This window comes from Streptomyces eurythermus (assembly GCF_014649115.1).
GTDB classification, from domain to species: domain Bacteria; phylum Actinomycetota; class Actinomycetes; order Streptomycetales; family Streptomycetaceae; genus Streptomyces; species Streptomyces eurythermus.
In genome coordinates, this window is the sequence record NZ_BMSK01000004.1 from 440,381 (window position 1) to 465,319 (window position 24,939).

Below are 24,939 nucleotides of genomic sequence, written 5' to 3' on the forward strand. Positions count from 1 at the left end.
GGAGATCAGTCCCTCCTCGGACGGACCAGCCCCGACTCGTACGCGATGACGACCAGCTGCGCCCGGTCCCGCGCGCCCAGCTTGGCCATGGCCCGGTTGACGTGCGTCTTCACCGTCAGCGGGCTGACCGCGAGGCGCTCGGCGATCTCGTCGTTGGAGTGACCGCCGGCCACCTGGACGAGCACTTCCCGCTCCCGGCCGGTGAGCGTGGCGAGCCGCTCGGCGCGGGCGGGGTCGGGCACGGCGCCGGTGTCGCCCTGGGCGAGGAAGCGGGCGATCAGGCCCTTGGTGGCGGCCGGGGAGAGCAGGGCCTCCCCGCCGGCCGCGACCCGGATGGCGGTCAGCAGCTCCTCCGGCTCGCTGCCCTTGCCGAGGAAGCCGGAAGCGCCGGCGCGCAGCGCCTGGACCACGTAGTCGTCCACCTCGAAGGTGGTCAGGATGACCACGCGGACCCGGGCCAGGGCGGGGTCGGCGCCGATCTCCCGGGTGGCGGCGAGGCCGTCGGTGCCGGGCATCCGGATGTCCATCAGGACGACGTCGGGGGTGTGCTCGCGGGCCAGCCGGACCGCCTCCGCGCCGTCGGACGCCTCCCCCACCACCTCCATGCCGGGCTCGGAGTCGACCAGCACCCGGAACGCGCTGCGCAGCAGTGCCTGGTCGTCGGCGAGCAGGACACGGATGGTCATACGGGCTCCCCCTGGGCGGTCGTCGGGTGGACCGGCAGGATCGCATGGACGCGGAAGCCGCCGCCGTAGCGGGGTCCGGTGGTCAGGGTGCCGCCGAGGGCGGTGACCCGCTCGCGCATGCCGAGCAGCCCGTGCCCGCCGCCGTCCTCGGGCGTGCCGGGCCCGCCCTCCCCGTCGTCCAGCACGGTGACCTCCAGGTCGGGTCCGACGCGTACGACGCTCACCTCCGCCCGGGCCGCGGGTCCTGCGTGCTTGCGCACGTTGGTCAGGGCCTCCTGCACGATCCGGTAGGCGGCCAGGTCGACGGCGGCGGGCAGGTCGCCGGGCCGGTCGGCGCAGGCCACCTCCACGGGCAGGCCGGCGTTGCGGAAGGTGGCCGCCAGCTCGGCCAGGCGGCTCAGGCCGGGGGCGGGCTCGGTGGGGGCCTCCGGGTCGTCGGACTGGCGCAGCAGGCCGACGGTGGCGCGCAGTTCGTTCAGCGCGCTGCGGCCGGCCTCGCGGACGTGGGCGAGGGCCTCCTTGGCCTGGTCGGGCCGCTTGTCCATGACGTGGGCGGCGACCCCGGCCTGCACGTTCACCAGGGCGATGTGGTGGGCGACGACGTCGTGCAGATCGCGGGCGATGCGCAGCCGTTCCTCGGCGACCCTTCGGCGGGCCTCCTCCTCCCGGGTGCGTTCGGCGCGTTCGGCGCGGTCCCGGATGGCCTGCACGACGGCGCGGCGGCTGCGTACGGCGTCCCCGGCGGTGGCGCCGATGCCGGTCCAGGCGAGCACGCCCAGGTTCTCCTGGGCGTACCAGGGCAGCGGGCCGGCGAGCATGGCGGCGGCCGTCAGCACGGTCATGGTGAGCAGGCCGAGCCGCCAGGTGGTGGGGCGGTCGGTGGTCGCGGCGACGGTGTACAGGGCGACGACGGCGGACATCGCGACCGGGGCGCGCGGGTCGCCGGTGACGCACTCGACCACGGAGAGCGTGCCGGTGACGGCGAGCACGGCGCGGGGCCGGCGGCGGCGGAAGACCAGCGCGACGGCGCCGAGCAGCATCAGGAGCAGGCTGAGGGTGTCCGGGGTGCGCACGCCCCAGGTGACGCCGTGCCCGTCCCTCGGCACCGCGAAGGAGCCGGCGACCATGCACACCAGGACGCCGGCGGCCAGGGCCGCGTCCAGGGCGAGGGGGTGGGCCTTCAGGCCGCACCAGGCGCGTTCGAGAGTGCTCACCCGGGAACAGTACGGCGCCCCTCGGACGCCGTGGACCGGGCCGGAGGACACTGGGTCGCCCGTTCGGGTGATCACCTGGTGAACGTCCGTTCCGGCGCCCGGCTCCTTCGGCAGTCTGAGGGCACACGTGACCGGCGAGACGTATGAGGACGGGTGAGACCCATGGTGACCAAGGCCGAGCGGGACTACTTCCAGACGCTGTTCCGGCAGCTCGACACCGACGGGGACGGCACGATCGCGCAGGTGGACCTCGACCAGCTGGTGCAGGGCACGCTGCTGCGGTCCGGCGCCGTCCCGGGCAGCGAGCGCTGGCGGCGGATCACCGACCTCGGCAACCGGCTCTGGGACGATCTGCGCGCCGGCCTGGACAGCGACGGGAACGGCACGGTCTCGGCCCGCGAGTTCGTCACCGCCTACCGGCGCCCCGAGTTCCTGGAGCGGACCGCCGTCCCCTTCGAGGTGGCCGTGCTGGAGATGTCCGACGAGGACGGTGACGGCAAGGTCTCGGTGACCGAGTGGCTGGCGTGGCAGCAGGCCAAGGGACTGCCCGCTCAGGAGGCCCTGGCGGAGTTCATGGAGATCGACGCCGACGGCGACGGGCACCTGGAGAGGAGCGAGTACACCCGGTACCTGGAGACCCGGTACACGTCCTAGCCCCGGCCGGACCCGGTCAACCCGGGATGAGGCCGTCGTCGGTCAGGAGTTCCCGGACCTCCTCCAGGGTCGCGTCCGGCGACGGCAGGATCAGGTCGGACGGTTCCAGCGCATCGTCCGGAAGCGGGGTGCCGAGGCGGCGGACGGCGTCCAGCAGCGCGGTGAGCGTGCGGCGGAAGCCGTCCTCGTCGCCGCTCTCCATCTCGGCGAGCAGTTCGTCGTCCAGCCTGTTCAGTTCGGCGAGGTGGGCGTCTTCCACCCGCACCTGGCCCTCCCCCATGATCCGTACGATCATGTCGGCCTCCTCGGCTCGGGCCCCGGCGCCGGCTACTGCTTGTCGAAGCGCGGGGTGTCCTGCGGCTGCTGCTGGGACTGCCCCTGACCGGCGCCGCCCTCGATGGCCTGCTGCGGGGCGCCTCCGGCCAGCTCGGCCTTCATGCGCTGCAGTTCCAGCTCTACATCCGTACCACCGGAGAGCCGGTCCAGCTCGGCCTGGATGTCGTCCTTGCGCATCCCGGAGGGGTCGTCCAGGGCGCCGGAGGCGAGCAGCTCGTCGATGGCGCCGGCCCGGGCCTGCATCTGGGCGGTCTTGTCCTCGGCGCGCTGGATGGCGAGGCCGACGTCGCCCATCTCCTCGGAGATGCCGGAGAACGCCTCGCCGATGCGGGTCTGGGCCTGGGCGGCGGTGTAGGTGGCCTTCAGGGTCTCCTTCTTCGTGCGGAAGGCGTCCACCTTGGCCTGGAGGCGCTGGGCCGCCAGGGTCAGCTTCTCCTCCTCGCCCTGGAGGGTGGCGTGCTGCGTCTCCAGATCGGTGACCTGCTGCTGGAGCGCGGCCTTGCGGGACAGCGCCTCGCGGGCCAGGTCCTCCCGGCCGAGCGCGAGCGCCTTGCGGCCCTGGTCCTCCAGCTTGGCGGACTGCTGCTGGAGCTGGCCGAGCTGGAGCTCCAGGCGCTTGCGGCTGGTCGCCACGTCGGCGACGCCGCGCCGCACCTTCTGCAGCAGTTCCAGCTGCTTCTGGTACGAGTAGTCGAGGGTCTCGCGCGGGTCCTCGGCCCGGTCCAGGGCCTTGTTCGCCTTCGCGCGGAAGATCATCCCCATACGCTTCATGACACCGCTCATGGGCTTCGCGCGCCCCCTTCTGACGGACTCCAGCTCACCGATCCTGCGACAAGACCCACAGTACGGGCCCTGTCTCCATTACCGCACTGTTCGCGGGGCGATGCGCTCCTCCCCGAGGACGACTGCGGACCGCTCCGCTCCGGCTCAAGGAGTAGGTGATCCCACTCCCCGGTCCCCCTCCGCCCTTTCCGTGTCTTCCCGTGTCTCCCCGTGTCTCCCTCTGTCCTCTCCAGACGTACGGCGTTGCCGGATCGTTCCCCACCGGGCTGGGTCCATGCCGGTGCAGCCCTTACCCTTGGGATTTGTGTTCCGTAGCCGTGCCAAGGAAGAGAAGGCCCCCGCCACCAAGGCGGCGGTGACCGACTCCAAGCAGCCCCGTGACCCGCAGGCCCCCAAGGGCAGGCCCACGCCCAAGCGCAGTGAGGCCCGTACCCAGCGCCGCAGCGTCGCCCATACGCCGACGAACCGCAAGGAGGCCGCGAAGCGCCAGCGCGAGGAGCGGCGGCAGGCCCTGGAACGGCAGCGCCAGGCGCTCGCCAACGGGGACGAGCGCTATCTGCCCGCCCGGGACAAGGGCCCGGTCCGCCGGTTCGCCCGGGACTGGGTCGACTCGCGGTTCAACGTGGCGGAGTTCTTCCTGCCGCTCGCCGTGGTCATCCTGGTGCTGAGCGTGGTGCGGGTCGGGGCGATCCAGAGTCTCGCGCTGCTGCTGTGGCTGATCGTGATCGTGCTGATCGTGCTGGACGCGGCGGTGAGCGGCTTCCGGCTGAAGAAGCGGCTCGCGGAGCGCTTCCCGGACGAGAACACCCGCGGCGCGGTCGCCTACGCGCTGATGCGGTCCCTCCAGATGCGCCGGCTGCGCCTGCCGAAGCCGCGGGTCAAGCGCGGAGAGCGGCCCTGAGCGCCGACGCGTTCACCGGGGGGACGTCGCCGGCCCGGCCGCACGAGCTGGGCGGGCTGCGCGACCTCGTGTCCCAGGAGCTGGTGACCCGGCAGCTGGACGAACAGATAGCCGGGCGGTTCCCGGTCGGGCGGCGGCTGCGGGTGCTCGACGTGGGGATGGGCCAGGGCGCGCAGGCGCTTCGGCTGGCCCGGCTCGGCCACGAGGTGACCGGGGTCGAACGGGACCCCAGGATGATCGCCGCCGCCCGCGCGAACCTGGCCCTGGAGCCGGAGGGCATCCGGCAGCGGGTGCGGCTGGTGCAGGGCGACGGCCGGGACACCGGGGTGCACTTCCGGCCCGGCAGCTTCGACGTGGTGCTGTGCCACGCCGTACTGATGTACGTGGAGGACCCCGATCCGCTGGTGGCGGGCCTGGCCCGGATGCTCGCCCCCGGTGGCCTGCTCTCCCTGCTGGTGCGCAACGGCGACGCGCTCGCCATGCGGCCGGGCCTCGGCGGTGACTGGGCGGGCGCCCTCGCCGCCTTCGACACCACCACCTACCGCAACCGGCTGGGCCTGGACGTGCGCGCCGACCGGCTGTCCGCGCTGACCGCCACGCTCGCCGGGATCGCCGCCCCGTTGCAGGCCTGGTACGGCGTGCGGGTGTTCACGGACACGGCGGCGCACAACGCGGCGCTGCCCCAGGACCTGCCGACGCTGCTCGCGGTCGAGGAGCGGGCCGGGCGCACGGACCCCTACCGCGGGGTGGCGGCGCTGCTGCATCTGTGCGGGGTACGGGGCTGAGCCCGTTCGGGGCAAGCGCACGGGACGGCTGATCACCGTGCGGTGACACTCGGGACATGGACGCTTCCCGTATCCGCGCGCGTTCCCCCCGTACCGCCGTCCTCGCCGCCGCGCTGGCGTGCTGCGCGGCCCTCGCCGCCGGCTGCACCACCCCCGCCGCCCCGGCCGGGCGGGACACCCCGGCGAGCCCCGGGGCGGCCGTGCCGATGGCCGCGGACGATCTGCAGAGCCGGTATCTGCGCGTCATCAAGGAGGTGCTGCCCTCGGTCGTGCAGATCCAGGCGAGCCGGGACCTGGGCTCCGGGGTGGTGTACGACGGCGACGGGCACATCGTCACCAACGCGCACGTGGTCGGCTCGGAGACGACGTTCCAGGTGACCACGGCCAACAACGAGGAGCCGCTCACCGCGCGCCTGGTCTACTCCTACCCCGAGCAGGATCTCGCCGTGATCCGGCTGGAAAAGGTGCCGGACGGGCTGCGGCCGGCGGTGTTCGGGGACTCCGGGAAGGTGGCGGTGGGCCAGATCGTGCTGGCCATGGGGTCGCCGCTGGGGCTGTCGTCCAGCGTGACCCAGGGCATCGTCTCGGCGACCGGGCGGACCGTCAGCGAGGGCGACTCGGGCGGCGGCACGGGCGCGACCATCGCCAACATGGTGCAGACCTCGGCCGCGATCAACCCGGGCAACAGCGGCGGCGCCCTGGTCGACCTGGACGGGCGGGTGATCGGCATCCCGACGCTGGCGGCCGTCGACCAGAGCCTCGGCGGCGGCGCGGCGCCGGGCATCGGGTTCGCCATCCCGGCGACGATGGTGAAGACGGTCGCCGACCAGATCGTCAAGGAGGGCAAGGTCGTCGACTCCGGGCGGGCGGCCCTCGACATCACCGCGCGGACCGTCGTCGACGACCGCTACCAGCCGGTCGGGGTGGCGGTGGTCACCGCCCGCCCCGGCGGCGCCGCCGACCGGGCGGGGCTCAGGCCCGGTGACATCCTCACCAGGCTGGGCGGCCGGCGGATCTCCACCATCACCTCGCTCGCCGAGGCGCTGGCCACGGCCCGGCCGGGCCGGCGGACGACGGTGACGTACCTGCGCGACGGCGACGAGCGCACGGCACAGGTGACGCTGGGCGAGCAGTGAGGAGAGGGCCCCTGCAGCGAAGCGGGCCCCTCCGGCAGAGCGTGGCCCTTCCGGGAGAGCGGGCCCCTCCCCACCGCCCGTGCCGGTCCGGTCAGGCCGGGGCGTCGGCGCGCAGGCTCATCGGCCCGTAGATCTCGGTCCCCTCCTCGAACAGCCGCACCTGGTCGGCCCCGCCCTCCAGCAGCGCCTTCCAGTTCTCGCCGATCCAGGACTCGGCATCGCCCTGCGTGGTGAACTCCTCGGGCCGGACGGCGGGCTGGACCTCCGTCCCGTCGGCCTTCTCGAACCGCCACGTCCATGCCGTCATACAGGCCTCCTTCGTTCCAACACCTGCTGGCAGCCTAGCCGGAAGCGCAAGACCCACCGGGAGGGGCGAAAATCGGTCCGTGGAAATCACTCTGCTCGGTACCGGTGCCCCCGCCGGACTGCCTCGTCCCGACTGTTCCTGCGCCGTCTGCGCGAGCGCGCTAGGGCCGAACGCGCGGGCCGCGACCGCGGTGCTCGTGGACGACGCGCTGCTGCTCGACCTCACGCCGGGCGCGGCGTTCGCGGCGGCGCGCGCCGGGCATTCGCTCGGCGGGGTACGGCAGGTGCTGCTGTCGCATCCGCACGACGGCCCGGCGGTGGAGGTGCCGGCCGGGCTGCCGCAGCCCGGCCGGGTCCCGGACGGGCGGGAGCTGGCGCTGCTGACGGGGCATCGGGTGCGGGCGGTGGCGATGGACGCGGGCGGCACCGGGTACGCGGTGACCGGGCCGGAGGGGGAGCGGCTGCTGTACCTGCCGCCGGGCGCGGCACCGGCCGGTCTGGAGCAGGCCACCGCGCAGTCCTACGACATGGTCCTCGCGGACGTCGTGGGCCGCCCGGACGCGCTCGCCCGGCTCCGGGCGGTGGGCTCGGCGGGCCCCACGACCGACGTGGTCGCCGTCCACCTGGACCACGATGTGCCGGCCGGCCCGGAGCTGCGGCGCCGGCTCGCGGCGGCCGGGGCGCGGGCGGTGCCGGACGGTACGACGCTGGTGGTCGGGGCGTACGAGGAGGTGCCGGACGTGCCGCGCCGGACGCTGGTGCTGGGCGGGGCCCGCTCGGGCAAGTCGGTGGAGGCGGAGCGGCGGCTGGAGACGTTCCCGGACGTGCTGTACGTGGCGACGGGCGGCACGCGCGGCGGGGACACCGAGTGGGCGGCACGGGTGGCCGCGCACCGGGAGCGGCGGCCGGGGTCGTGGCGTACGGCGGAGACCACCGACCTGGTGCCGCTGCTGGCCGAGGACGGGCCGCCGGTGCTGATCGACTGCCTGTCGCTGTGGCTGACGGACGTGATGGATTCCGTGGGGGCGTGGGACGACGCGGAGTGGGCGGGCGGGGGCGAGAAGCTGCTGCGGGAGCGCGTACGGGAGCTGACCGACGCGGTGCGCGCCACCCGGCGGACCGTGGTCGCGGTGTCCAACGAGGTCGGCTCGGGCATCGTCCCCGCGACCCCCTCCGGCCGCCGCTACCGCGACGAACTCGGCCGGGTGAACGCGGCGTTCGCGAACGAGTGCGAACAGGTGGTCCTGGTGGTGGCGGGCCAGGCGGTGGTGCTGCGGGGGTGAGGCGGGCCCTGCTACCCCCTGTCCTTCCGCACCACCACCCGGTACGCGTTGGAGAACCGGGTCCGCCGGAACAGCGGAGCGCCCCCGCGATCCACGGCCGAGGCCAGCGCCAGCGCCGGCGCGGCGGCCAGGTGGAGCGCCGGGTGGGCGTGGGCCAGGGACAGGGCGACGGCCGCCGACAGGTCGTAGGGGATGTGCGGGGCCTTGCGGTCCACGACGAGGATCGCGCAGCCCAGGCCGGCCAGCTCCGCGCACAGGTTGGCCCGCGGCACCAGGTGCAGATGGCGCGGCTGCCCGTAGGGGAACCACCACCGGCCCAGCAGCGCGGCGAACACGCACGCCGGGTCCGGGACTTCGACGACCAGGTGGCCGCCGGGACGCAGCACGGTCAGCGCGGCGCGGAGTTCGGCGCGCGGGTCGGGGGTGTGCTCCAGATGGCGGAACATGGTGACCACGTCGTAGCGGGCGCGCAGCCGGGCCGCCATCCCGGGGGTCGTCAGATAGCCGCGGTGCGCCTCCTCCACCCGGCCCTCCAGCAGCGCCTGTTCGACCCGCGCCGTGGGGTCGAGCCCGTCGAAGCTGGTGTACGGGAAGAACTCCTTCGCCGCCTCGGGAAAGCGGGCGTGCCCGGTGCCGACGTCCAGCCAGCTCTCGGGTTCGCCGAGGGCCGACAGGCGCCAGGCGGTGTCCCGGTGCCGGCGCCGGACCGCGCGGGCGGACAGCACCCGGGCGGCGAGCTCCTCCAGCTGCCGCTCGTAGGAGTCCCGGTGGAAGAAGGCGAGTCCCTCCGCGCCGAGCCGGGGGTTCTGGAAGGCGTGGCCGCAGTCGCCGCAGGCGTCGACGGTGAAGGTGCCGGCCCGGTGGCGCAGCGGGTCGGGGGCGCGCAGCCGAGTGCGCAGGCGCCGGGAGCCGCACCAGGGGCAGTCCTCGCGGCGCGGCTCCAGGAAGGGGTCGTAGGGGGTGGTGAACTGCGGGGTGAGGGGCGTGGTCGGCATGGGCGGCTCCCTGTGCGACATTCCGCGGCAAAGCGGAACGTATGGGATGCCGATCCGAGGTGCAAAGACATCGTGGGGGTGTGGTGGCGATGTGGCGCCGGGCGGTTCGCGGCCGGGCGGTACTGTTCGGCGAATGAGCAGCCTTAATCTGGACGATTTCACCGATCTGATCGAGCGCCCGGACGGGGGCGTACGCCGTGACGCCGAGACCCGGCGGGAGCGCCAGATCGTGCCGCCCGGGGCGCTGGGCCGCCTCGACGAGCTGGGCGAGTGGCTGGCCGCCGCGCGGGGCGAGGTGCCGGTGCGGCCGGTCGAACGGCCGCGGGTGGTGCTCTTCGCCGGTGACCACGGTGTCGCCCGGCTGGGTGTCTCCGCGCGGCCGGCGGGCGGCGCGGAACAGCTGGTGCGGGCGGTGCTGGAGGGCGCGAGCCCCGTCTCGGTGCTCGCCCGCCGGCTGGAGGTGCCGGTACGGGTCGTGGACATGGCCCTGGACTGCCCGCTGGACGCCTTCCCGCCGGATGTGGTGCGGCACCGGGTACGGCGCGGCAGCGGCCGTATCGACGTCGAGGACGCGCTCACCCTGGAGGAGACCGAGGCCGCGCTGCGGGCCGGGGTCGCGGTCGCCGACGAGGAGGCCGACTCGGGCACCGATCTGGTGGTTCTCGGCGATGTCAGCGTGGGCGGGACCACGCCGGCGGCGGTGCTGATCGCCGCGCTGTGCGGCACCGACGCGTCCGTGGTGACCGGGCGCGGCGGGCTCGCGATCGACGACCTGACGTGGATGCGCAAGTGCGCGGCGATCCGGGACGCGCTCCGGCGGGCCCGGCCGGTGCTCGGCGACCAGCTCCAGCTGCTGGCGGCCGTGGGCGGGGCGGATCTGGCGGCGATGACCGGGTTCCTGTTGCAGTGCGCGGTGCGCAGGCTGCCGGTGATCCTCGACGGGGTCGTGGCCACCGCGTGCGCGCTGGTCGCCCAGCGGATCGCCTTCCGGGCGCCGGACTGGTGGCTGGCCGGGCACGCGAGCGGGGAGCCGGGACAGGCCAAGGCGCTGGACCGGATGGCCCTGGAGCCGCTGCTGGAGCAGGGGGTGAAGGTCGGCGAGGGCGTGGGCGCGCTGCTGGCGCTGCCGCTGGTGCGGGCCGCCGCCGCGCTGGCCGCGGAGCTGCCCGAGAAGGAGCCGGCGGAGGAGCCGGCGGAGGAGACGGCGGAGAAGGAACAGTCCATGGACTGATGCCGCCGCCGCTGCCACGGGCGGACAGGGGCGCGAAAAGTGCGATTTACCGCAATCGCGCCCATATGATCACCCTTTATGGGAGACGCCCGAATCGTCCTGGCGCGGCGCGCGGAGGCGCGGTGGGCCGCCGGGGCTTCCCGGCGGGCCGCCGCGTGCGCCGTCTGGTATCTGCGGACCGTCGCGTTCGTCAACTTCCTCAGCGCGGTGTGGGTCTCGCTCGGCCAGGACGTGCGCCGGCACAACCAGGACGACTTCTTCACGCCCTACCTGCTGACGGCCGGCTTCGCCTCCGGTGTGTTCACCGCCTTCCTGGCCATCACCATGCGCCGCCGCAAACGGGCCGCCTGGATCCTGAACCTGGTGCTGAGCGGGCTCTTCCTGGCCCTGCTCGCGTTCGCCATGACCTTCCCGGAGATCCGCCGGTACGCCCAGAACTGGGTCTCCCTGGCGCTGACGGCCGCCTTCACGGTCGCGCTGCTCATCGGCCGCCGGGAGTTCTACGCCAAGGGCGACCGCTCCAACCCCCGGCTCGCGGCGACCGTGGCCGTCGGCGGCGGCCTGGCCGCGAGCCTGCTGGCCGGGCTGCTGGTGACGGTCACCAACCAGGCGCCGGACGCGGCCCGCTCGACGTTCCCCGAACGCTGGTACTACGGCACCCTGCGACTGGTGTCGGTGGCCGCCGAGGAGTCCCGCTTCCCCGGCCTCGACCCGCCCAACTGGGCGAACGTGACCGTCAACGTGCTCAGCACCGCCCTGCTCCTGGCCGTGCTGTACGCCGCCTTCCGCTCCCGGCGCGCCGTCGACCCGCTCACCGAGGACGACGAGAAACGGCTGCGGGAACTGCTGGAGCGGCACGGTGAAAGGGACTCCCTCGGCTACTTCGCGCTGCGCCGGGAGAAGAGCGTCGTGTGGTCCCCGACCGGGAAGGCCGCCGTCGCCTACCGCGTCGTCGGCGGGGTGAGCCTGGCGTCCGGGGATCCGCTCGGGGACCCGGAGGCCTGGCCGGGGGCGATCGCGCCGTGGCTGGCCGAGGCGCGGGCGCACGGCTGGATCCCGGCGGTGATGGGCGCGAGCGAGGAGGCCGGCACGGTCTACGCCCGGCACGGCCTGGACGCGCTGGAACTCGGGGACGAGGCGGTCGTGGAGGTCGACGGGTTCACGCTGGAGGGGCGGGCCATGCGCACCGTCCGGCAGGCGTACAACCGGATGCGGCGGGCCGGGTACCGGGTGCGCGTCCGGCGCCACGAGGACATCCCGGCGGCCGAGATGGCGTACCTCGTCGAGCGCGCCGACGACTGGCGGGACGGCGCGACCGAGCGCGGCTTCAGCATGGCGCTGGGCCGGCTCGGGGACTCCCGCGACGGCCGGTGCGTGATGCTGGAGTGCGTGGACGCCGAGGGGCGGCTGCGGGCGCTGCTGTCCTTCGTGCCGTGGGGCCCGCACGGGCTGTCGCTGGACCTCATGCGGCGGGAACGGGACGTCGACGGCCACGCCAACGGGCTGATGGAGTTCATGGTCATCGAGCTGCTGCGGCGCGCCCGCGAGATCGGCATCACGCAGGTCTCGCTCAACTTCGCGATGTTCCGCTCGGTCTTCGAACGTGGCGCGCGCCTCGGCGCCGGGCCGGTGCTGAGGCTGTGGCGGTCGCTGCTCGCCTTCTTCTCCCGCTGGTGGCAGATCGAGTCGCTGTACCGCGCCAACGCCAAGTACCGGCCCATCTGGGAACCGCGGTTCCTGCTCTTCGAGAAGACCGCCGACCTGCCGCGCATCGGCCTCGCCTCGGCCCGCGCGGAGGGGTTCCTGGAGGCGCCGGGACCGCCCGGGTGGCCGCGCCGGAGGCAGCTGCGCGACGCACCGACGACCGTACGGGGATGAGGAGCACATGAGGAGAACGCTCGCCCGCTGGGCCCGGGCCGAGTGGGGCCCGCTGTACGCCGCGGTGCGCGGCCCGCTGCGCCGGCGGGGGCCGTCCGCGCTGCCGCTGACCGCGGCCGCGGTGGGCCTGACGGCGTTCCTCCACTACGCGCAGAACCAGCCGTGGGGAGACCCGTTGGTGCGGAACCTGGGCGCCGTACGGGCCGACGACCCGCTGTGGCCGGCCCTGCTGCGCACCCCGCTGTCGCTGTTCGTGCCCGCGCCGGACCTGCCGGTGTGGGGGGCGCTGGCGCAGATCCTGCTGGTGTTCGGGATCGCGGAGCTGTGCCTGGGCCGGTGGCGGACGCTGGCCATCGCCTACGCCGCCACGCTCGCCGGGACCCTGTACGCGCGCCTCGGCGTCACCCTCGGCGCGCACGCCCCGTTCGGGCTGCCTTGGACCGACGCGCAGGTGGTGGACACCGGCCCGTCGGCGGCGGTCGTGGGACTCGCGGTGTACGTGGGCTGGCGGTACGGCGCCTACGCGACGGCGGGCGCGGTGACCCTGGCGATGGTCGCCGAGGTGCTGCTGAAGGAGAACCTGGCGGGCAAGGAACACCTGGCCGCGCTCACCGCGGTGGGCCTGCTGTGCCTGCTGGCGGCCCTGCGGCACCGCGACCCGGACCGCCCCCGCCCGCACCGCGGCCCGGCCGGCCGGCCCGGCCGGGACCCGGGCACCCCACCGGTCCGGACCTGAGGCCGGCTCCGGGCCCGTCACCGGAAGACCGGCCAAGCGGGAAGGCCGGAGGAGCCGACCGGGCGAGGGACGCACCCGCCACCGGCCCGGGCCCGAAGCCCGCTCGCCGGACGGTTGCCCGGCCCGCCCGGATGGCGCGGGGCCCCGGAAGGCCACCCGGCCGCGCAGCCCGGGGGTCCGACACCGCCCGCCGGCGCAGCCCGGCATCCCGAACCGCCCACCGACGCGCCCCCGGGACCCGGAACCACCGGCCCGCGCGGCCCGAGAGGGCCCGGCACCACCCGAACCATCCACCCGCGCGCCCCGGCAGCCGAGACCGCCCGCTCACATGGCCCGGGGCCCGGACCGCCCGCCCATCCGCCCCGGGGGTCCGGAACCGACCGGTACCCTGCGCCGGTGTCCACGTCGTCCTCCTCGTCCTCGTCTTCGTCCCCCTCGTCCTCTTCGTCCTCCTCGTCGTCCCCGCCGCCCGCCTCTCCCCCGTCCTCCGTCTCCGACGGTCTGCGGTTCGCCTTCGGGACGCTCACCGTGCTGCCCGTGCGGGTGCGCCGGTGGGACCGGGCGGCGGCGCGCGGCGGGATGCTGTGCGCCCCGCTGGCCGGGCTGGTCGTCGGCGGCTGCGCGGCCGGGCTCGGCCTGCTGCTGCTCCTGCTCGGCGCCGGTGCGCCGCTCGCCGCCGTCGCCTCGGTCGCCGTACCCGCCGCGCTGACCCGCGGACTGCACCTGGACGGGCTGGCCGACACCGCCGACGGGCTGGGCAGCGGCAAGCCCGCCGAGGACGCGCTGCGCATCATGAAGCAGTCGGACATCGGACCGTTCGGAGTGCTCACCCTCGTCCTGGTGCTGCTGGCCCAGGTGGCCGTACTGGCCCAGCTCTACGGCGGCTCCTGGGCGCGGGGCGCCCTGGCGGCCGTGGTCTCGGCGGTCACCGCCCGGCTGGCGCTCACCCTGGCCGCCCGCACCACCGTGCCGGCCGCCCGCCCGGAGGGGCTGGGCGCGGCCGTGGCCGGGGTGGTGCCGGTGCCCGCCGCGCTGGGGGCCGCGGCCGCGGTGACGGCGGCGGCCGGGGCGGCGGGCGCCTGCCTCGGCTGGTACGACGGCGCGCGCACCGCCCTCGCGGTGGCCGCCGCGCTCGCGGTCGCCGAACCGCTGCTGCGGCGGTGCGTACGCCGGTTCGGCGGGGTCACCGGCGACGTGTTCGGCGCGCTCGCGGAGACGGCGGCGACGGCCGCGCTCGTGGTGCTCTCGCTGGGCCGCTGACATGCGGCGGGCAGCCCGGCCCGGTCGCGACGCCACACGCGGGGGACCACCCGAAGGAATGATCGACCGCACCCACGCGCGTAGGCTCGTCCCGGGTGTTCGCCGACAGGGTGAAGGCCCCGGTTGCCACCTGTCCCCAGGCCTGGACCTAGGGTCGGCTGTCGGGCCCGGTCGACCCACCCCATTTCGGCCACTGCAACTTCACATCGGAAGCGAGAACTCACCACCGTGACTGCTCTGACTCTCAGCACCGCCGCGGCGCCCGGCCTGCGGGCCGACGCGATCGTGATCGGTGTCGCCAAGGGTGCCCAGGGGCCCGTCGTCGCGCCGGGCGCCGAGGCCGTGGACAAGGCGTACGACGGCAAGCTGGCCGGCGTCCTGGAGACCCTCGGTGCCTCGGGTGCCGAGGGCGAGCTGACGAAGCTGCCCGCGCCGGCCGGCTTCAAGGCCCCGCTCGTGGTGGCGGTGGGCCTGGGCGCGGAGCCCGCGGACGAGGACGCCGGTTACGACGCCGAGGCGCTGCGCAAGGCCGCCGGTGTGGCCGCCCGCGCGCTCTCCGGGTCCCGGAAGGCCGCGTTCGCGCTGCCCGTGGACGGCCCCGGCGCGATCGGCGCCATCGGCGAGGGCGTCCTGCTCGGCGCCTACTCCTTCGACGCCTACAAGGGCGGCGCCCAGGACGCCAAGAACGCCAAGGCCAAGAACGGCAAGGCGCCGCTGGCCGAGGCCGCGCTGCTCGGCGGCAAGCCGCGCGACGCCGCCCACAAGGGCGCGCTCGCCCGCGCGGTCGCGGTCAGCGAGGAGCTGAACCGCGCCCGCGACCTGGTCAACATGCCGCCGAACGACCTCACCCCCGCCGCCTTCGCCGCGCTCGCGCAGACCGCGGCCAAGGAGCACGGCATCAAGGTGCAGGTGCTCGACGACAAGGCCCTGGTCAAGGGCGGCTACGGCGGCATCCTCGGCGTCGGCGGCGGCTCGGCGGCCACCCCGCGCCTGGTCAAGCTGTCGTACAAGCACCCGAAGGCGGACAAGCACCTGGCGTTCGTCGGCAAGGGCATCACCTACGACTCGGGCGGCATCTCCCTGAAGCCGGCCGGGCACAACGAGACGATGAAGTGCGACATGAGCGGTGCCGCCGCCGTGTTCGCCGCGGTCGTCGCCGCCGCCCGGCTCGGCCTGGAGGTCGACGTCACCGGCTGGCTGGCGCTGGCCGAGAACATGCCGTCCGGCTCCGCCGTCCGCCCGGGTGACGTGCTGCGCATGTACAGCGGCAAGACGGTCGAGGTGCTCAACACCGACGCCGAGGGCCGGCTGGTGCTCGCCGACGCGCTGTGGGCGGCCTCGCAGGAGAACCCGGACGCGATCGTGGACGTCGCCACGCTGACCGGCGCGATGATGCTGGCGCTCGGTACCCGGACGTTCGGTGTCATGGCCAACGACGAGGCGTTCCGCTCCGCGGTGCACGAGGCGGCCGAGGAGGTCGGCGAGCCGGCCTGGCCGATGCCGCTGCCGGAGCACCTGCGCAAGGGCATGGACTCGCAGGTGGCCGACATCGCGAACATGGGCGAGCGCTGGGGCGGCGGGCTGGTGGCCGGCCTGTTCCTGCGCGAGTTCGTGGGCGAGGGCATCACCTGGGCGCACCTGGACATCGCCGGGCCGGCGTTCAACGAGGGCGGCCCGTTCGGGTACACCCCGAAGGGCGGCACGGGCTCCGCGGTGCGAACGCTGGTCCGGCTGGCCGAGCTCACGGCCGAGGGCGACCTCGGCTGAGGGCGCCCGCGGGCCCGGTTCGGGGCGCGGGGGGCCGGCCGTCCGGTTCCCCGCGCCCCTTCGGGTGCCGAACGTGGGACGTCTCACACACCGGCCCGGCGTCTCGATCCCGTCCGACAAGTGCAAAGATGGAGCCCGGCAGGACAGGGCCCCCACCGAAGGGCCGAAGCATCAAGCGGCCGGACACCAGCCGCCTGCCGGTCATCGCCGACCGGCGCACGGCGCACATGCATGGAGGACGTGACGTGGCGAACGACGCCAGCACCGTTTTCGACCTAGTGATCCTCGGCGGTGGTAGCGGTGGTTACGCCGCGGCCCTGCGCGGGGCTCAGCTGGGCCTGGACGTCGCCCTGATCGAGAAGGACAAGGTCGGCGGCACCTGCCTGCACAAGGGTTGCATCCCCACCAAGGCTCTGCTCCACGCGGGCGAGATCGCCGACCAGGCCCGCGAGAGCGAGCAGTTCGGCGTCAAGGCCTCCTTCGAGGGCATCGACGTCCCGGCCGTCCACAAGTACAAGGACGAGGTCATCTCGGGCCTGTACAAGGGTCTGCAGGGTCTGATCGCCTCGCGCAAGGTGACGTACATCGAGGGTGAGGGCCGGCTGTCCTCCCCCACCTCCGTCGACGTGAACGGCCAGCGGATCCAGGGCCGCCACATCCTGCTGGCGACCGGCTCCGTGCCGAAGTCCCTGCCGGGCCTGGAGATCGACGGCAACCGCATCATCTCCTCCGACCACGCCCTGGTCCTGGACCGCGTGCCGAAGTCCGCCATCATCCTGGGCGGCGGTGTCATCGGCGTCGAGTTCGCCTCGGCGTGGAAGTCCTTCGGTGCCGACGTCACGGTCATCGAGGGCCTGAAGCACCTCGTCCCGGTCGAGGACGAGAACTCCTCCAAGCTTCTCGAGCGCGCCTTCCGCAAGCGCGGCATCAAGTTCAACCTGGGCACCTTCTTCCAGAAGGCCGAGTACACCCAGGACGGTGTGAAGGTCACCCTGGCCGACGGCAAGGAGTTCGAGGCCGAGCTGCTGCTCGTCGCCGTCGGCCGCGGCCCGGTCTCCCAGGGCCTCGGCTACGAGGAGCAGGGCGTCGCGATGGACCGCGGCTACGTGCTCGTCGACGAGTACATGCGCACCAACGTCCCGACCATCTCCGCCGTCGGTGACCTCGTCCCGACCCTCCAGCTCGCGCACGTCGGCTTCGCCGAGGGCATCCTGGTGGCGGAGCGCCTGGCCGGTCTGAAGGTCGTCCCGATCGACTACGACGGTGTTCCGCGGGTGACGTACTGCCACCCGGAGGTCGCCTCCGTCGGTATCACGGAGGCCAAGGCCAAGGAGGTCTACGGCGCGGACAAGGTCGTCTCCATCAAGTTCCCGCTCGGCGGCAACGGCAAGAGCCGGATCCTGAAGACCGCGGGCGAGATCAAGCTCGTCCAGGTCAAGGACGGTGCCGTGGTCGGCGTCCACATGGTGGGCGACCGCATGGGCGAGCAGGTCGGCGAGGCGCAGCTGATCTACAACTGGGAGGCGCTGCCGTCCGAGGTGGCCCAGCTCATCCACGCCCACCCGACGCAGAACGAGGCGCTCGGCGAGGCCCACCTGGCCCTGGCCGGCAAGCCCCTCCACATGCACGACTGACGCCTTCCGTCTTCGGGCGCGACGACACAGACTTCCGCAATTCGTTAGGAGTAACCGAAACCATGGCGGTTTCCGTAACCCTTCCGGCGCTCGGCGAGAGCGTCACCGAGGGCACTGTCACCCGCTGGCTGAAGGCCGAGGGCGAGCGCGTCGAGGCCGACGAGCCGCTGCTCGAGGTCTCGACGGACAAGGTCGACACCGAGATCCCCGCCCCCGCCTCGGGCATCCTGGCCTCCATCAAGGTGGCCGAGGACGAGACGGTCGAGGTCGGCGCCGAGCTGGCCCTCATCGACGACGGCACGGGTGCGCCCGCCGCCGCTCCGGCCCCCGCCGCCGAGGCCGCCCCGGCCGAGGCTCCGGCCCCCGTCGCCGAGCCCGCCCCGGCCGCCGAGGCTCCGGCCCCGGCTCCGGCGCCCGCCGCCGAGGCCGCTCCGGCCGCCGAGGCCGGTGGCGCGCAGGGCACCGACGTGGTCCTGCCCGCGCTGGGCGAGTCCGTCACCGAGGGCACCGTGACCCGCTGGCTGAAGTCGGTCGGCGACACCGTCGAGGCCGACGAGCCGCTGCTCGAGGTCTCCACGGACAAGGTCGACACCGAGATCCCCGCCCCCGCCTCGGGTGTGCTGCTGGAGATCGTGGTCGGCGAGGACGAGACGGCCGAGGTCGGCGCCAAGCTCGCCGTCATCGGTGCCCCGGGTGCCGCTCCGGCCCCCGCCGCCGAGTCCGCCCCGGCCGCCCCCGCGGCCGCCCCGGCTCCGGCTCCGGCTCCGGCGCCCGCTCCGGCCGCTGCCCCGGCGCCCGCGCCTGCCCCGGCCCCGGCTCCCGCGCCTGCTCCGGCTCCCGCCGCTGCCGCCCCGGCTCCGGCGCCCGCCCCGGCTCCGGCTCCGGTCACCCCGGCCACCGCGCCGACCTCGCCGACCGCCACCCAGGCGACCGACGAGGGCGCGTACGTGACCCCGCTGGTGCGCAAGCTCGCCGCCGAGAACGGCGTCGACCTGGCCACCGTCAAGGGCACCGGCGTCGGCGGCCGGATCCGCAAGCAGGACGTCCTCGCCGCCGCCGAGGCCGCGAAGGCCGCCGCCGCTCCGGCCCCCGCCGCGGCCGCCCCGGCCGCCGCCGCGAAGAAGGCCCCTGCGCTGGAGGCCTCCCCGCTGCGCGGCCAGACCGTCAAGATGCCCCGCATCCGCAAGGTCATCGGCGACAACATGGTCAAGGCGCTGCACGAGCAGGCGCAGCTGTCGTCGGTCGTCGAGGTCGACGTCACCCGCCTGATGAAGCTGCGCGCCCGGGCGAAGGACTCCTTCGCGGCCCGCGAGGGCGTCAAGCTCTCCCCGATGCCGTTCTTCGTCAAGGCCGCCGCGCAGGCGCTGAAGGCCCACCCGGCCATCAATGCCAAGATCAACGAGGCCGAGGGGACCATCACCTACTTCGACACCGAGCACGTCGGTATCGCGGTGGACTCCGAGAAGGGCCTGATGACCCCGGTCATCAAGAACGCCGGCGACCTGAACATCGCCGGTATCGCCAAGGCCACGGCGGAGCTGGCGGGCAAGGTCCGGGCGAGCAAGATCACTCCGGACGAGCTGTCCGGCGCGACCTTCACCATCTCCAACACCGGTTCGCGCGGCGCGCTGTTCGACACGATCATCGTGCCGCCGGGCCAGGTCGCGATCCTCGGCATCGGTGCCACGGTCAAGCGTCCGGCCGTCATCGAGACCGAGGAGGGCACGGTCATCGGCGTCCGCGACATGACCTACCTGACCCTCTCCTACGACCACCGTCTGGTGGACGGCGCCGACGCGGCCCGTTACCTGACGGCCGTCAAGGCGATCCTGGAGGCGGGCGAGTTCGAGGTCGAGCTCGGCCTCTGAGCGGCTCTCGGGCCGAGCACCGTAGCGACGTGGTGCTCGGCCTCCGACCCCATCGCGCCTGATCAGGCGTACGAACGCCCCGTCCGGAGCTTTTTCCGGGCGGGGTGTTCGTGTTTGTCCGGGTGCGCAGCGTGTAAGGCTCGTCTCACCTGCGGAGAAGCGCCCCCGCACGCCCTTCCCGCGGAGCGAACCAGCCGTATTGTCTAAGCGTCAAAGCCCCCGGGGGCCGCAGGACGGCCCCTCCCTAAGGAGCCGTCATGACCGCGCCCGTCGTCCACTCGCTGCGCGAGCAGATCCGCGAGCACATCGTGGAGGGAATCGTCAGCGGGCGCTGGCAGCCGGGCGAGCGGATCGTGGAGCGGCGGATCGCGACCGAGCTGGAGGTCAGCCAGACCCCGGTGCGGGAGGCGCTGCGCGAGCTGGAGTCGCTGCGGCTGATCGAGTCGGCCCCGAACAAGGGCGTACGCGTCCGCAATCTGACGGCGGCCGACCTGGAGGAGAGCTACCCGGTCCGGGCGGGCCTGGAGGCGATCGCCGCCGAGCTGGCGGCCGAGCGGCTCGCGGAGGACTGCTCGGCGCTCGAGCCGCACGTAGCGGCCCTGTACGAGGCCGACCGGAAGGCGGACGGCACGGCCCAGGTGCGGCACACGGTCGGCTTCCACCGGGAGCTGGTGCGGGCCGCGCACAACTCGGTGCTGCTGCACACGTGGGAAGGCCTGGGCATCGAGGTGTTCACGGCGCTGTCGATCCGCTGGCTGGGCACGGTCCAGCAGTCGTACGCGGAGGAGCACGAGGAGCTGGTGCAGGCGTTCCAGCGCCGGGACCCGCGGATCGCGGAGCTGGTGAAGGCGCATGTGCTGGGGTGCGCGCCGCGCGCCTGACCCAGCCGAGCATACCCCCGCTCACCTGCGAAAACCCCCCTCAAAGGCGGCACCGGGTGCCCATTTCGAAGGCACCGGGTGCCTACTTTCTCGGAATCGAGACCTTTTCGCCCTCAACCCTTTGATCGATCATCGATCAGAGGGTTACAGTCGCCGACGGACTTCCACCGAAGTCCACTGCCCTGTCCTGCCAAAGACCTAGGGCACCCCCGAACCCTTGACGATGAGGGAACCCCCTTCGACTGAGGAAGGCGGCGACATGACCGACCCCAACGCCATCCAGCCGAGCGCGCTCGACCAGCTCCCGGACCGCGACCCGGAGGAGACCGCCGAATGGCAGGCCTCCCTGGACGCCGTGGCCAGGGAAGCCGGACCGCACCGCGCCGCGTACCTGATGCGCCGCACGCTGGAGCGCGCCGAGGCGGGCGGCATCGCGCTGCCGAAGCTCCTCGAAACCGACTACGTCAACACCATCCCCACCTCCGCGGAGCCGGCCCTGCCCGGTGACCCGGAGATGGAGGCCCGGATCACCGCGTGGAACCGCTGGAACGCGGCGGCCATGGTGACCCGTGGCAGCAAGCACGGCGTCGGCGGCCACATCGCGACCTTCGCCTCCGCCGCCTGGCTGTACGAGACCGGCTTCAACCACTTCTTCAAGGGCAAGGAGGGCGACGGCTCCGGCGACCAGCTGTACATCCAGGGCCACGCCTCCCCCGGCATCTACGCCCGCGCCTTCCTCGACGGCCGCCTGAACGAGGCGCACCTCGACAACTTCCGCCAGGAGGCCGGCGGCAACGGTCTGCCCTCCTACCCGCACCCGCGCCGGCTGCCCTGGCTGTGGGAGTTCCCGACGGTGTCCATGGGCCTCGGCCCGCTGTCGGCGATCTACCAGGCGCGGTTCAACCGCTACCTGACCAACCGCGGGATCAAGGACGTCTCCGCCTCCCACGTCTGGGCCTTCCTCGGCGACGGCGAGATGGACGAGCCGGAGTCCACGGCCGCCCTCGCGCTGGCCTCGCGTGAGCAGCTGGACAACCTCACCTTCGTCATCAACTGCAACCTCCAGCGCCTGGACGGCCCGGTCCGCGCCAACTTCAAGATCGTGCAGGAGCTGGAGGCCCAGTTCCGCGGCGCCGGCTGGAACGTGATCAAGACGCTGTGGGGCTCGGCCTGGGACGAGCTGTTCGCCCTGGACACCACGGGCGCGCTGGTCCGCCGGCTGCGCGAGGTACCGGACGCGCAGGTCCAGACGTACCAGACCCGCGACGCCGCCTACATCCGCGAGGACTTCTTCGGCAAGGACCCGGCGCTGGTCGAGATGGCCAAGCTGCTGAGCGACGACAAGATCCTCGAGTGTTTCCACGTCTCGCGCGGTGGTCACGAGGCGAGCAAGGTCTACGCCGCGTACAAGGCCGCCGTCGAGCACAAGGGCGCGCCGACCGTGATCCTGGCCCAGACGGTCAAGGGCCACACCCTGGGCGAGGGCTTCGCGTCGAAGAACGCCAACCACCAGATGAAGAAGCTGACGGTGGACGAGTTCAAGGCGATGCGCGACCGCCTCGGCCTGCCGATCAAGGACAGCGACTTCGTCGACGGCGTGGTGCCCTACGGCCACCCGGGCGCCGACTCCCCGGAGGTGCGCTACCTCCAGGAGCGCCGCGCGGCCCTCGGCGGCCCGGCCCCGGCCCGCCGTACCCACCCGCTGCCCGCGCTGCCCGCCCCGGCCGAGAAGGCGTTCGCCTCCTTCGACAAGGGCTCCGGCTCCCAGAACGTGGCCACCACCATGGCGTTCGTCCGCCTGATCAAGGACCTGGTCCGCGACAAGGAGACGGGCAAGCGCTGGGTGCCGATCGTCCCGGACGAGGCGCGCACCTTCGGCATGGAGAGCCTCTTCCCGTCCCTGGGCATCTACTCGCCCAAGGGCCAGACGTACGAGCCGGTCGACCGTGACCAGCTGATGTACTACAAGGAGGCCAAGAACGGCCAGATCCTCAACGAGGGGATCACCGAGGCCGGTTCGATGGCCGACTTCATCGCCGCTTCGTCGTCGTACGCGACGCACGGCGAGGCGATGATCCCGTTCTACATCTTCTACTCGATGTTCGGCTGGCAGCGCACGGCCGACCAGATGTGGCAGCTCGGCGACCAGCTCGGCCGCGGCTTCCTGATCGGCGCGACGGCGGGCCGTACGACCCTGACGGGCGAGGGCCTCCAGCACGCCGACGGCCACTCCCCGGTGATCGCCGCGACCAACCCGGCCGCGCTGACGTACGACCCCGCGTTCGCCTACGAGATCGCGGTGATCGTCCGTGAGGGTCTGCGCCGGATGTACGGCGAGGCCAAGCCGGGCGAGGACCAGAACGTCTTCTACTACCTGACGGTCTACAACGAGCCGCTGCCGCAGCCGGCCAAGCCGCAGGGCCTCGGCATCGACGAGGGCATCGTCAAGGGCCTGTACCGCTTCAACACGGCCGAGTCCGCGGGCATCACCGTCGCGGCGGGCGCCCCGCGCATCCAGCTGCTGGGCTCCGGCACGGCGATCCACTGGGCCCTTCAGGCGCAGAAGCTGCTGGCCGAGGAGTGGGGCGTGGCCGCGGACGTGTGGTCCGCGACCTCCTGGACCGAGCTGCGCCGGGACGCGCTGGAGGCCGACGCGGCGCTGCTGCGCGGCGAGGACCGGGTGCCGTACGTCCGCCAGGCCCTCCAGGGTGCCGAGGGCCCGGTGCTCGCGGTGTCCGACTACATGCGCCAGGTCCCGGACCAGATCGCGCAGTGGGTCGAGCAGGACTGGTCCTCGCTGGGCGCCGACGGCTTCGGTCTGTCGGACACCCGTGAGGCCGCCCGCCGCCACTTCGGCGTCGACGCCGAGTCGATCGTCGTGGCCGCCCTGGCCCAGCTCGCCCGCCGCGGCGAGATCAAGGCGACGGCGGTCAAGGAGGCCCGGGAGAAGTACGGGCTGTAACGGACCGGCCGGATGAGCAGGCCCCCGCTTCGGCGGGGGCCTCTTGGCATCATGGGCGCATGCGTGCGGCCCGGCTCATCAAAATGGTTCTGTTGCTCCAGTCCCGGCCCGTCATGACCGCCGCCGAGCTGGCGCGGGAGCTGGAGGTGTCGGAGCGGACCGTGACCCGGGACGCCCAGGCGCTGTCCGAGGCGGGCGTGCCGGTGTACGCCGACCGGGGGCGGGCCGGGGGGTACCGGCTGATCGGGGGGTACCGGACCCGGCTGACCGGGCTGGCCCGCGGCGAGGCCGAGGCGCTGTTCCTGAGCGGGGTGCCGGGGGCGCTGCGGGAGATGGGCCTGGCGGACGTCGCCTCGGCGGCCCGGCTGAAGGTGTCGGCGGCCCTGCTGCCCTCGCTGCGGGACGCCCCGGACGCCGCCGCGCAGCGCTTCCACCTGGACGCGCCCGCCTGGTTCCGGGAGCCCGAGACGCCCGCGCTGCTGCCGGTGCTCGCCGAGGCGGTGTGGGACGACGGGCGGGTCCTCGCCCGGTACCGGCGCGCCGGGGACACGGTGGAGCGGCGGCTGGAGCCGTACGGGCTGGTGCTGAAGGCCGGTGTCTGGTACCTGTGCGCGCGGGTGGCCTCAAACGGCTCCTTCCGGACGTACCGGATCGACCGGTTCACCGACGTGGACCCGCTCGGCGAGCGGTTCGACCGTGATCCGGGGTTCGATCTGCCGGGTTTCTGGGCGGAGCAGGCCGAGCGGTTCGCCCGGTCGATCCTGCGTGCCGAGGTCGTCGTACGGCTCTCCCCGGAGGGGGTGCGCCGGCTGCCGCACGCCGTCGATCCGCTGGCCGCGCGGGCGGCCCTCGCCGAGCCGGGCGCGCCGGACGGGGCGGGCCGGGTGACGGTGACGCTGCCCGTGGAGTCGGAGGAGGTCGCGTACGAGCAGCTGACGGCACTCGGGCCGGAGGCCGAGGTGCTGGCGCCGGCCGCGCTGCGCGAGCGGTTCGCGGCGGACGCGGCCCGCGCCGCCGCCCTGTACCACCGCGAGGACGGCTGAGCACCTGGGCCGTACTCCGGGTGCGTGCCGCCGGGTGAGGCCCGATGCTGGTGGCGTGATGGACGAGACGGAGTTCTGGGAGCTGATCGACTCCACCCGCGGGGCCGCCGAGGGGGACCCCGAGGAGCAGGCCGACCTGCTCGTGGAGCGGCTGCTGCGGCTGGATCCGGAGCAGGTGCTGGACTTCGCCCGCCACTTCGAGGCCCGCTACAACCGCGCCTACCGCTGGGACCTGTGGGGTGCCGCCTGGCTGTTGCTGGACGGGTGCAGCGACGACGCGTTCGACTTCTTCCGGTGCTGGCTGATCGGTCAGGGCCGGGAGGTGTTCGAGGGCGCCCTGCACGACCCGGACGCGCTGGCCGGGCTGCTGGGCGAGTTCGACGAGGAGGTCGACGGCGACGGCGAGGAGCTGGGGTACGCGGCGGACGAGGCGTACGAGCAGCTGACCGGGACCGTCGCCCCCGAGCTGGGCCTCGCCCCGGCCCCGGCCGAGCCGGAGGGCACGCCGCTGGACCTGGAGGACGACCGGGTGCTCGCCGGGCGGTTTCCCCGGCTGTGGGAGCGGTTCAGGTCATGACGGCCTCACGGCTGTTTCCCGTG

General features: G+C 73.8%; 22 protein-coding genes. 16 read left to right on the forward strand and 6 right to left on the reverse strand.

Annotated elements, in window-relative coordinates; genetic code table 11:
• Nucleotides 1-5: 5 nt before the first annotated feature.
• Nucleotides 6-686, reverse strand: a complete 681-nt coding sequence (locus tag IE251_RS09870) for a response regulator (protein WP_189752518.1) — start codon at nucleotides 684-686, stop codon at nucleotides 6-8.
• Complete coding sequence (locus IE251_RS09875; RefSeq protein WP_189752519.1) at nucleotides 683-1,900, reverse strand: sensor histidine kinase; 1,218 nt, start codon at nucleotides 1,898-1,900, stop codon at nucleotides 683-685. The genes IE251_RS09870 and IE251_RS09875 overlap by 4 nt, the downstream gene beginning before the upstream one ends.
• Nucleotides 1,901-2,062: 162 nt before the next feature.
• On the opposite strand from IE251_RS09875, the gene IE251_RS09880 reads away from it, so the two are divergent.
• Nucleotides 2,063-2,554 (forward strand): EF-hand domain-containing protein, encoded by a 492-nt coding sequence (locus IE251_RS09880; protein WP_189752595.1) that lies wholly within the window; start codon nucleotides 2,063-2,065, stop codon nucleotides 2,552-2,554.
• Between the two features lie 16 nt (nucleotides 2,555-2,570).
• On the opposite strand, the gene pspAA is transcribed toward IE251_RS09880, so the two are convergent.
• Together pspAA and IE251_RS09890 are read right to left on the reverse strand one after the other, a co-directional pair.
• A complete protein-coding gene (gene pspAA, locus IE251_RS09885) occupies nucleotides 2,571-2,849 on the reverse strand; it encodes a PspA-associated protein PspAA (RefSeq protein WP_189752520.1) in 279 nt (92 codons plus the stop codon).
• Between the two features lie 32 nt (nucleotides 2,850-2,881).
• The gene (locus IE251_RS09890) at nucleotides 2,882-3,673 is read right to left on the reverse strand and encodes a PspA/IM30 family protein (RefSeq protein WP_189752521.1); all 792 of its coding nucleotides are present in this window, start codon (nucleotides 3,671-3,673) and stop codon (nucleotides 2,882-2,884) included.
• A 304-nt stretch (nucleotides 3,674-3,977) separates the two neighbouring features.
• On the opposite strand from IE251_RS09890, the gene IE251_RS09895 reads away from it, so the two are divergent.
• From IE251_RS09895 to IE251_RS09905, 3 genes are all read left to right on the forward strand, one after another.
• Entirely contained in the window at nucleotides 3,978-4,574 is a 597-nt protein-coding gene (locus IE251_RS09895) for a DUF3043 domain-containing protein (RefSeq protein WP_030783206.1), read from the forward strand.
• 83 nt (nucleotides 4,575-4,657) lie between these two features.
• Entirely contained in the window at nucleotides 4,658-5,359 is a 702-nt protein-coding gene (locus IE251_RS09900) for a class I SAM-dependent methyltransferase (RefSeq protein ID WP_189752523.1), read from the forward strand.
• Nucleotides 5,360-5,415: 56 nt separating this feature from the next.
• Nucleotides 5,416-6,495, forward strand: coding sequence for a S1C family serine protease (locus tag IE251_RS09905; protein WP_189752524.1), 1,080 nt, complete (start codon nucleotides 5,416-5,418; stop codon nucleotides 6,493-6,495).
• A gap of 91 nt (nucleotides 6,496-6,586) precedes the next feature.
• Here the strand turns inward: IE251_RS09905 and IE251_RS09910 are convergent, their stop codons facing one another.
• The gene (locus IE251_RS09910) at nucleotides 6,587-6,802 is read right to left on the reverse strand and encodes a hypothetical protein (RefSeq protein ID WP_030783198.1); all 216 of its coding nucleotides are present in this window, start codon (nucleotides 6,800-6,802) and stop codon (nucleotides 6,587-6,589) included.
• Between the two features lie 79 nt (nucleotides 6,803-6,881).
• Here IE251_RS09910 and IE251_RS09915 point away from each other — a divergent pair, with 79 nt between their 5' ends.
• A complete protein-coding gene (locus IE251_RS09915; RefSeq protein ID WP_189752525.1) occupies nucleotides 6,882-8,084 on the forward strand; it encodes a bifunctional adenosylcobinamide kinase/adenosylcobinamide-phosphate guanylyltransferase in 1,203 nt (400 codons plus the stop codon).
• An 11-nt stretch (nucleotides 8,085-8,095) separates the two neighbouring features.
• Here IE251_RS09915 and IE251_RS09920 read toward each other — a convergent pair whose 3' ends face one another.
• Nucleotides 8,096-9,079 (reverse strand): class I SAM-dependent methyltransferase, encoded by a 984-nt coding sequence (locus IE251_RS09920; RefSeq protein WP_189752526.1) that lies wholly within the window; start codon nucleotides 9,077-9,079, stop codon nucleotides 8,096-8,098.
• Nucleotides 9,080-9,212: 133 nt separating this feature from the next.
• Between IE251_RS09920 and cobT the strand changes: the two genes are divergently transcribed.
• The 11 genes from cobT (at nucleotide 9,213) to IE251_RS09975 (ending at nucleotide 24,916) form a co-directional block, all read left to right on the forward strand.
• On the forward strand, nucleotides 9,213-10,310 hold the full coding sequence (gene cobT, locus IE251_RS09925; RefSeq protein WP_189752527.1) for a nicotinate-nucleotide--dimethylbenzimidazole phosphoribosyltransferase: 1,098 nt from the start codon (nucleotides 9,213-9,215) through the stop codon (nucleotides 10,308-10,310).
• A 78-nt stretch (nucleotides 10,311-10,388) separates the two neighbouring features.
• Nucleotides 10,389-12,188, forward strand: coding sequence for a phosphatidylglycerol lysyltransferase domain-containing protein (locus tag IE251_RS09930; RefSeq protein WP_189752528.1), 1,800 nt, complete (start codon nucleotides 10,389-10,391; stop codon nucleotides 12,186-12,188).
• A gap of 7 nt (nucleotides 12,189-12,195) precedes the next feature.
• A complete protein-coding gene (locus IE251_RS09935) occupies nucleotides 12,196-12,924 on the forward strand; it encodes a hypothetical protein (RefSeq protein ID WP_229896676.1) in 729 nt (242 codons plus the stop codon).
• Nucleotides 12,925-13,425: 501 nt separating this feature from the next.
• Nucleotides 13,426-14,184 (forward strand): adenosylcobinamide-GDP ribazoletransferase, encoded by a 759-nt coding sequence (locus IE251_RS09940; RefSeq protein WP_229896683.1) that lies wholly within the window; start codon nucleotides 13,426-13,428, stop codon nucleotides 14,182-14,184.
• 228 nt (nucleotides 14,185-14,412) lie between these two features.
• Nucleotides 14,413-15,951 carry a leucyl aminopeptidase gene (locus IE251_RS09945; protein ID WP_189752530.1) on the forward strand — a complete coding sequence of 513 codons (1,539 nt, stop codon included), beginning with the start codon at nucleotides 14,413-14,415 and terminating at the stop codon, nucleotides 15,949-15,951.
• 245 nt (nucleotides 15,952-16,196) lie between these two features.
• Entirely contained in the window at nucleotides 16,197-17,585 is a 1,389-nt protein-coding gene (gene lpdA, locus IE251_RS09950; RefSeq protein ID WP_030783177.1) for a dihydrolipoyl dehydrogenase, read from the forward strand.
• A 62-nt stretch (nucleotides 17,586-17,647) separates the two neighbouring features.
• Entirely contained in the window at nucleotides 17,648-19,453 is a 1,806-nt protein-coding gene (gene sucB, locus IE251_RS09955; RefSeq protein ID WP_189752531.1) for a 2-oxoglutarate dehydrogenase, E2 component, dihydrolipoamide succinyltransferase, read from the forward strand.
• A gap of 257 nt (nucleotides 19,454-19,710) precedes the next feature.
• The gene (locus IE251_RS09960; RefSeq protein WP_030783170.1) at nucleotides 19,711-20,334 is read left to right on the forward strand and encodes a GntR family transcriptional regulator; all 624 of its coding nucleotides are present in this window, start codon (nucleotides 19,711-19,713) and stop codon (nucleotides 20,332-20,334) included.
• Between the two features lie 259 nt (nucleotides 20,335-20,593).
• On the forward strand, nucleotides 20,594-23,296 hold the full coding sequence (aceE, locus tag IE251_RS09965; protein ID WP_189752532.1) for a pyruvate dehydrogenase (acetyl-transferring), homodimeric type: 2,703 nt from the start codon (nucleotides 20,594-20,596) through the stop codon (nucleotides 23,294-23,296).
• Nucleotides 23,297-23,355: 59 nt separating this feature from the next.
• Nucleotides 23,356-24,339, forward strand: coding sequence for a helix-turn-helix transcriptional regulator (locus IE251_RS09970; RefSeq protein WP_189752533.1), 984 nt, complete (start codon nucleotides 23,356-23,358; stop codon nucleotides 24,337-24,339).
• A 58-nt stretch (nucleotides 24,340-24,397) separates the two neighbouring features.
• Nucleotides 24,398-24,916: a DUF4240 domain-containing protein gene (locus tag IE251_RS09975; RefSeq protein ID WP_189752596.1), complete on the forward strand. Its 519-nt coding sequence runs from the start codon at nucleotides 24,398-24,400 to the stop codon at nucleotides 24,914-24,916.
• Nucleotides 24,917-24,939 lie beyond the last annotated feature (23 nt).

Bases quoted from the DNA above. Each gene is read 5' to 3' on its own strand.
- IE251_RS09910 (WP_030783198.1), bottom strand. From the start codon at position 6,802: ATGACGGCATGGACGTGGCGGTTCGAGAAGGCCGACGGGACGGAGGTC.
- IE251_RS09975 (WP_189752596.1), top strand. From the start codon at position 24,398: ATGGACGAGACGGAGTTCTGGGAGCTGATCGACTCCACCCGCGGGGCC.
- IE251_RS09930 (WP_189752528.1), top strand. From the start codon at position 10,389: ATGGGAGACGCCCGAATCGTCCTGGCGCGGCGCGCGGAGGCGCGGTGG.
- IE251_RS09920 (WP_189752526.1), bottom strand. From the start codon at position 9,079: ATGCCGACCACGCCCCTCACCCCGCAGTTCACCACCCCCTACGACCCC.
- aceE (WP_189752532.1), top strand. From the start codon at position 20,594: ATGACCGACCCCAACGCCATCCAGCCGAGCGCGCTCGACCAGCTCCCG.
- IE251_RS09970 (WP_189752533.1), top strand. From the start codon at position 23,356: ATGCGTGCGGCCCGGCTCATCAAAATGGTTCTGTTGCTCCAGTCCCGG.
- pspAA (WP_189752520.1), bottom strand. From the start codon at position 2,849: ATGATCGTACGGATCATGGGGGAGGGCCAGGTGCGGGTGGAAGACGCC.
- cobT (WP_189752527.1), top strand. From the start codon at position 9,213: ATGAGCAGCCTTAATCTGGACGATTTCACCGATCTGATCGAGCGCCCG.
- IE251_RS09880 (WP_189752595.1), top strand. From the start codon at position 2,063: ATGGTGACCAAGGCCGAGCGGGACTACTTCCAGACGCTGTTCCGGCAG.
- IE251_RS09905 (WP_189752524.1), top strand. From the start codon at position 5,416: ATGGACGCTTCCCGTATCCGCGCGCGTTCCCCCCGTACCGCCGTCCTC.
- IE251_RS09960 (WP_030783170.1), top strand. From the start codon at position 19,711: ATGACCGCGCCCGTCGTCCACTCGCTGCGCGAGCAGATCCGCGAGCAC.
- IE251_RS09935 (WP_229896676.1), top strand. From the start codon at position 12,196: ATGAGGAGAACGCTCGCCCGCTGGGCCCGGGCCGAGTGGGGCCCGCTG.
- sucB (WP_189752531.1), top strand. From the start codon at position 17,648: ATGGCGGTTTCCGTAACCCTTCCGGCGCTCGGCGAGAGCGTCACCGAG.
- IE251_RS09890 (WP_189752521.1), bottom strand. From the start codon at position 3,673: ATGAGCGGTGTCATGAAGCGTATGGGGATGATCTTCCGCGCGAAGGCG.
- IE251_RS09870 (WP_189752518.1), bottom strand. From the start codon at position 686: ATGACCATCCGTGTCCTGCTCGCCGACGACCAGGCACTGCTGCGCAGC.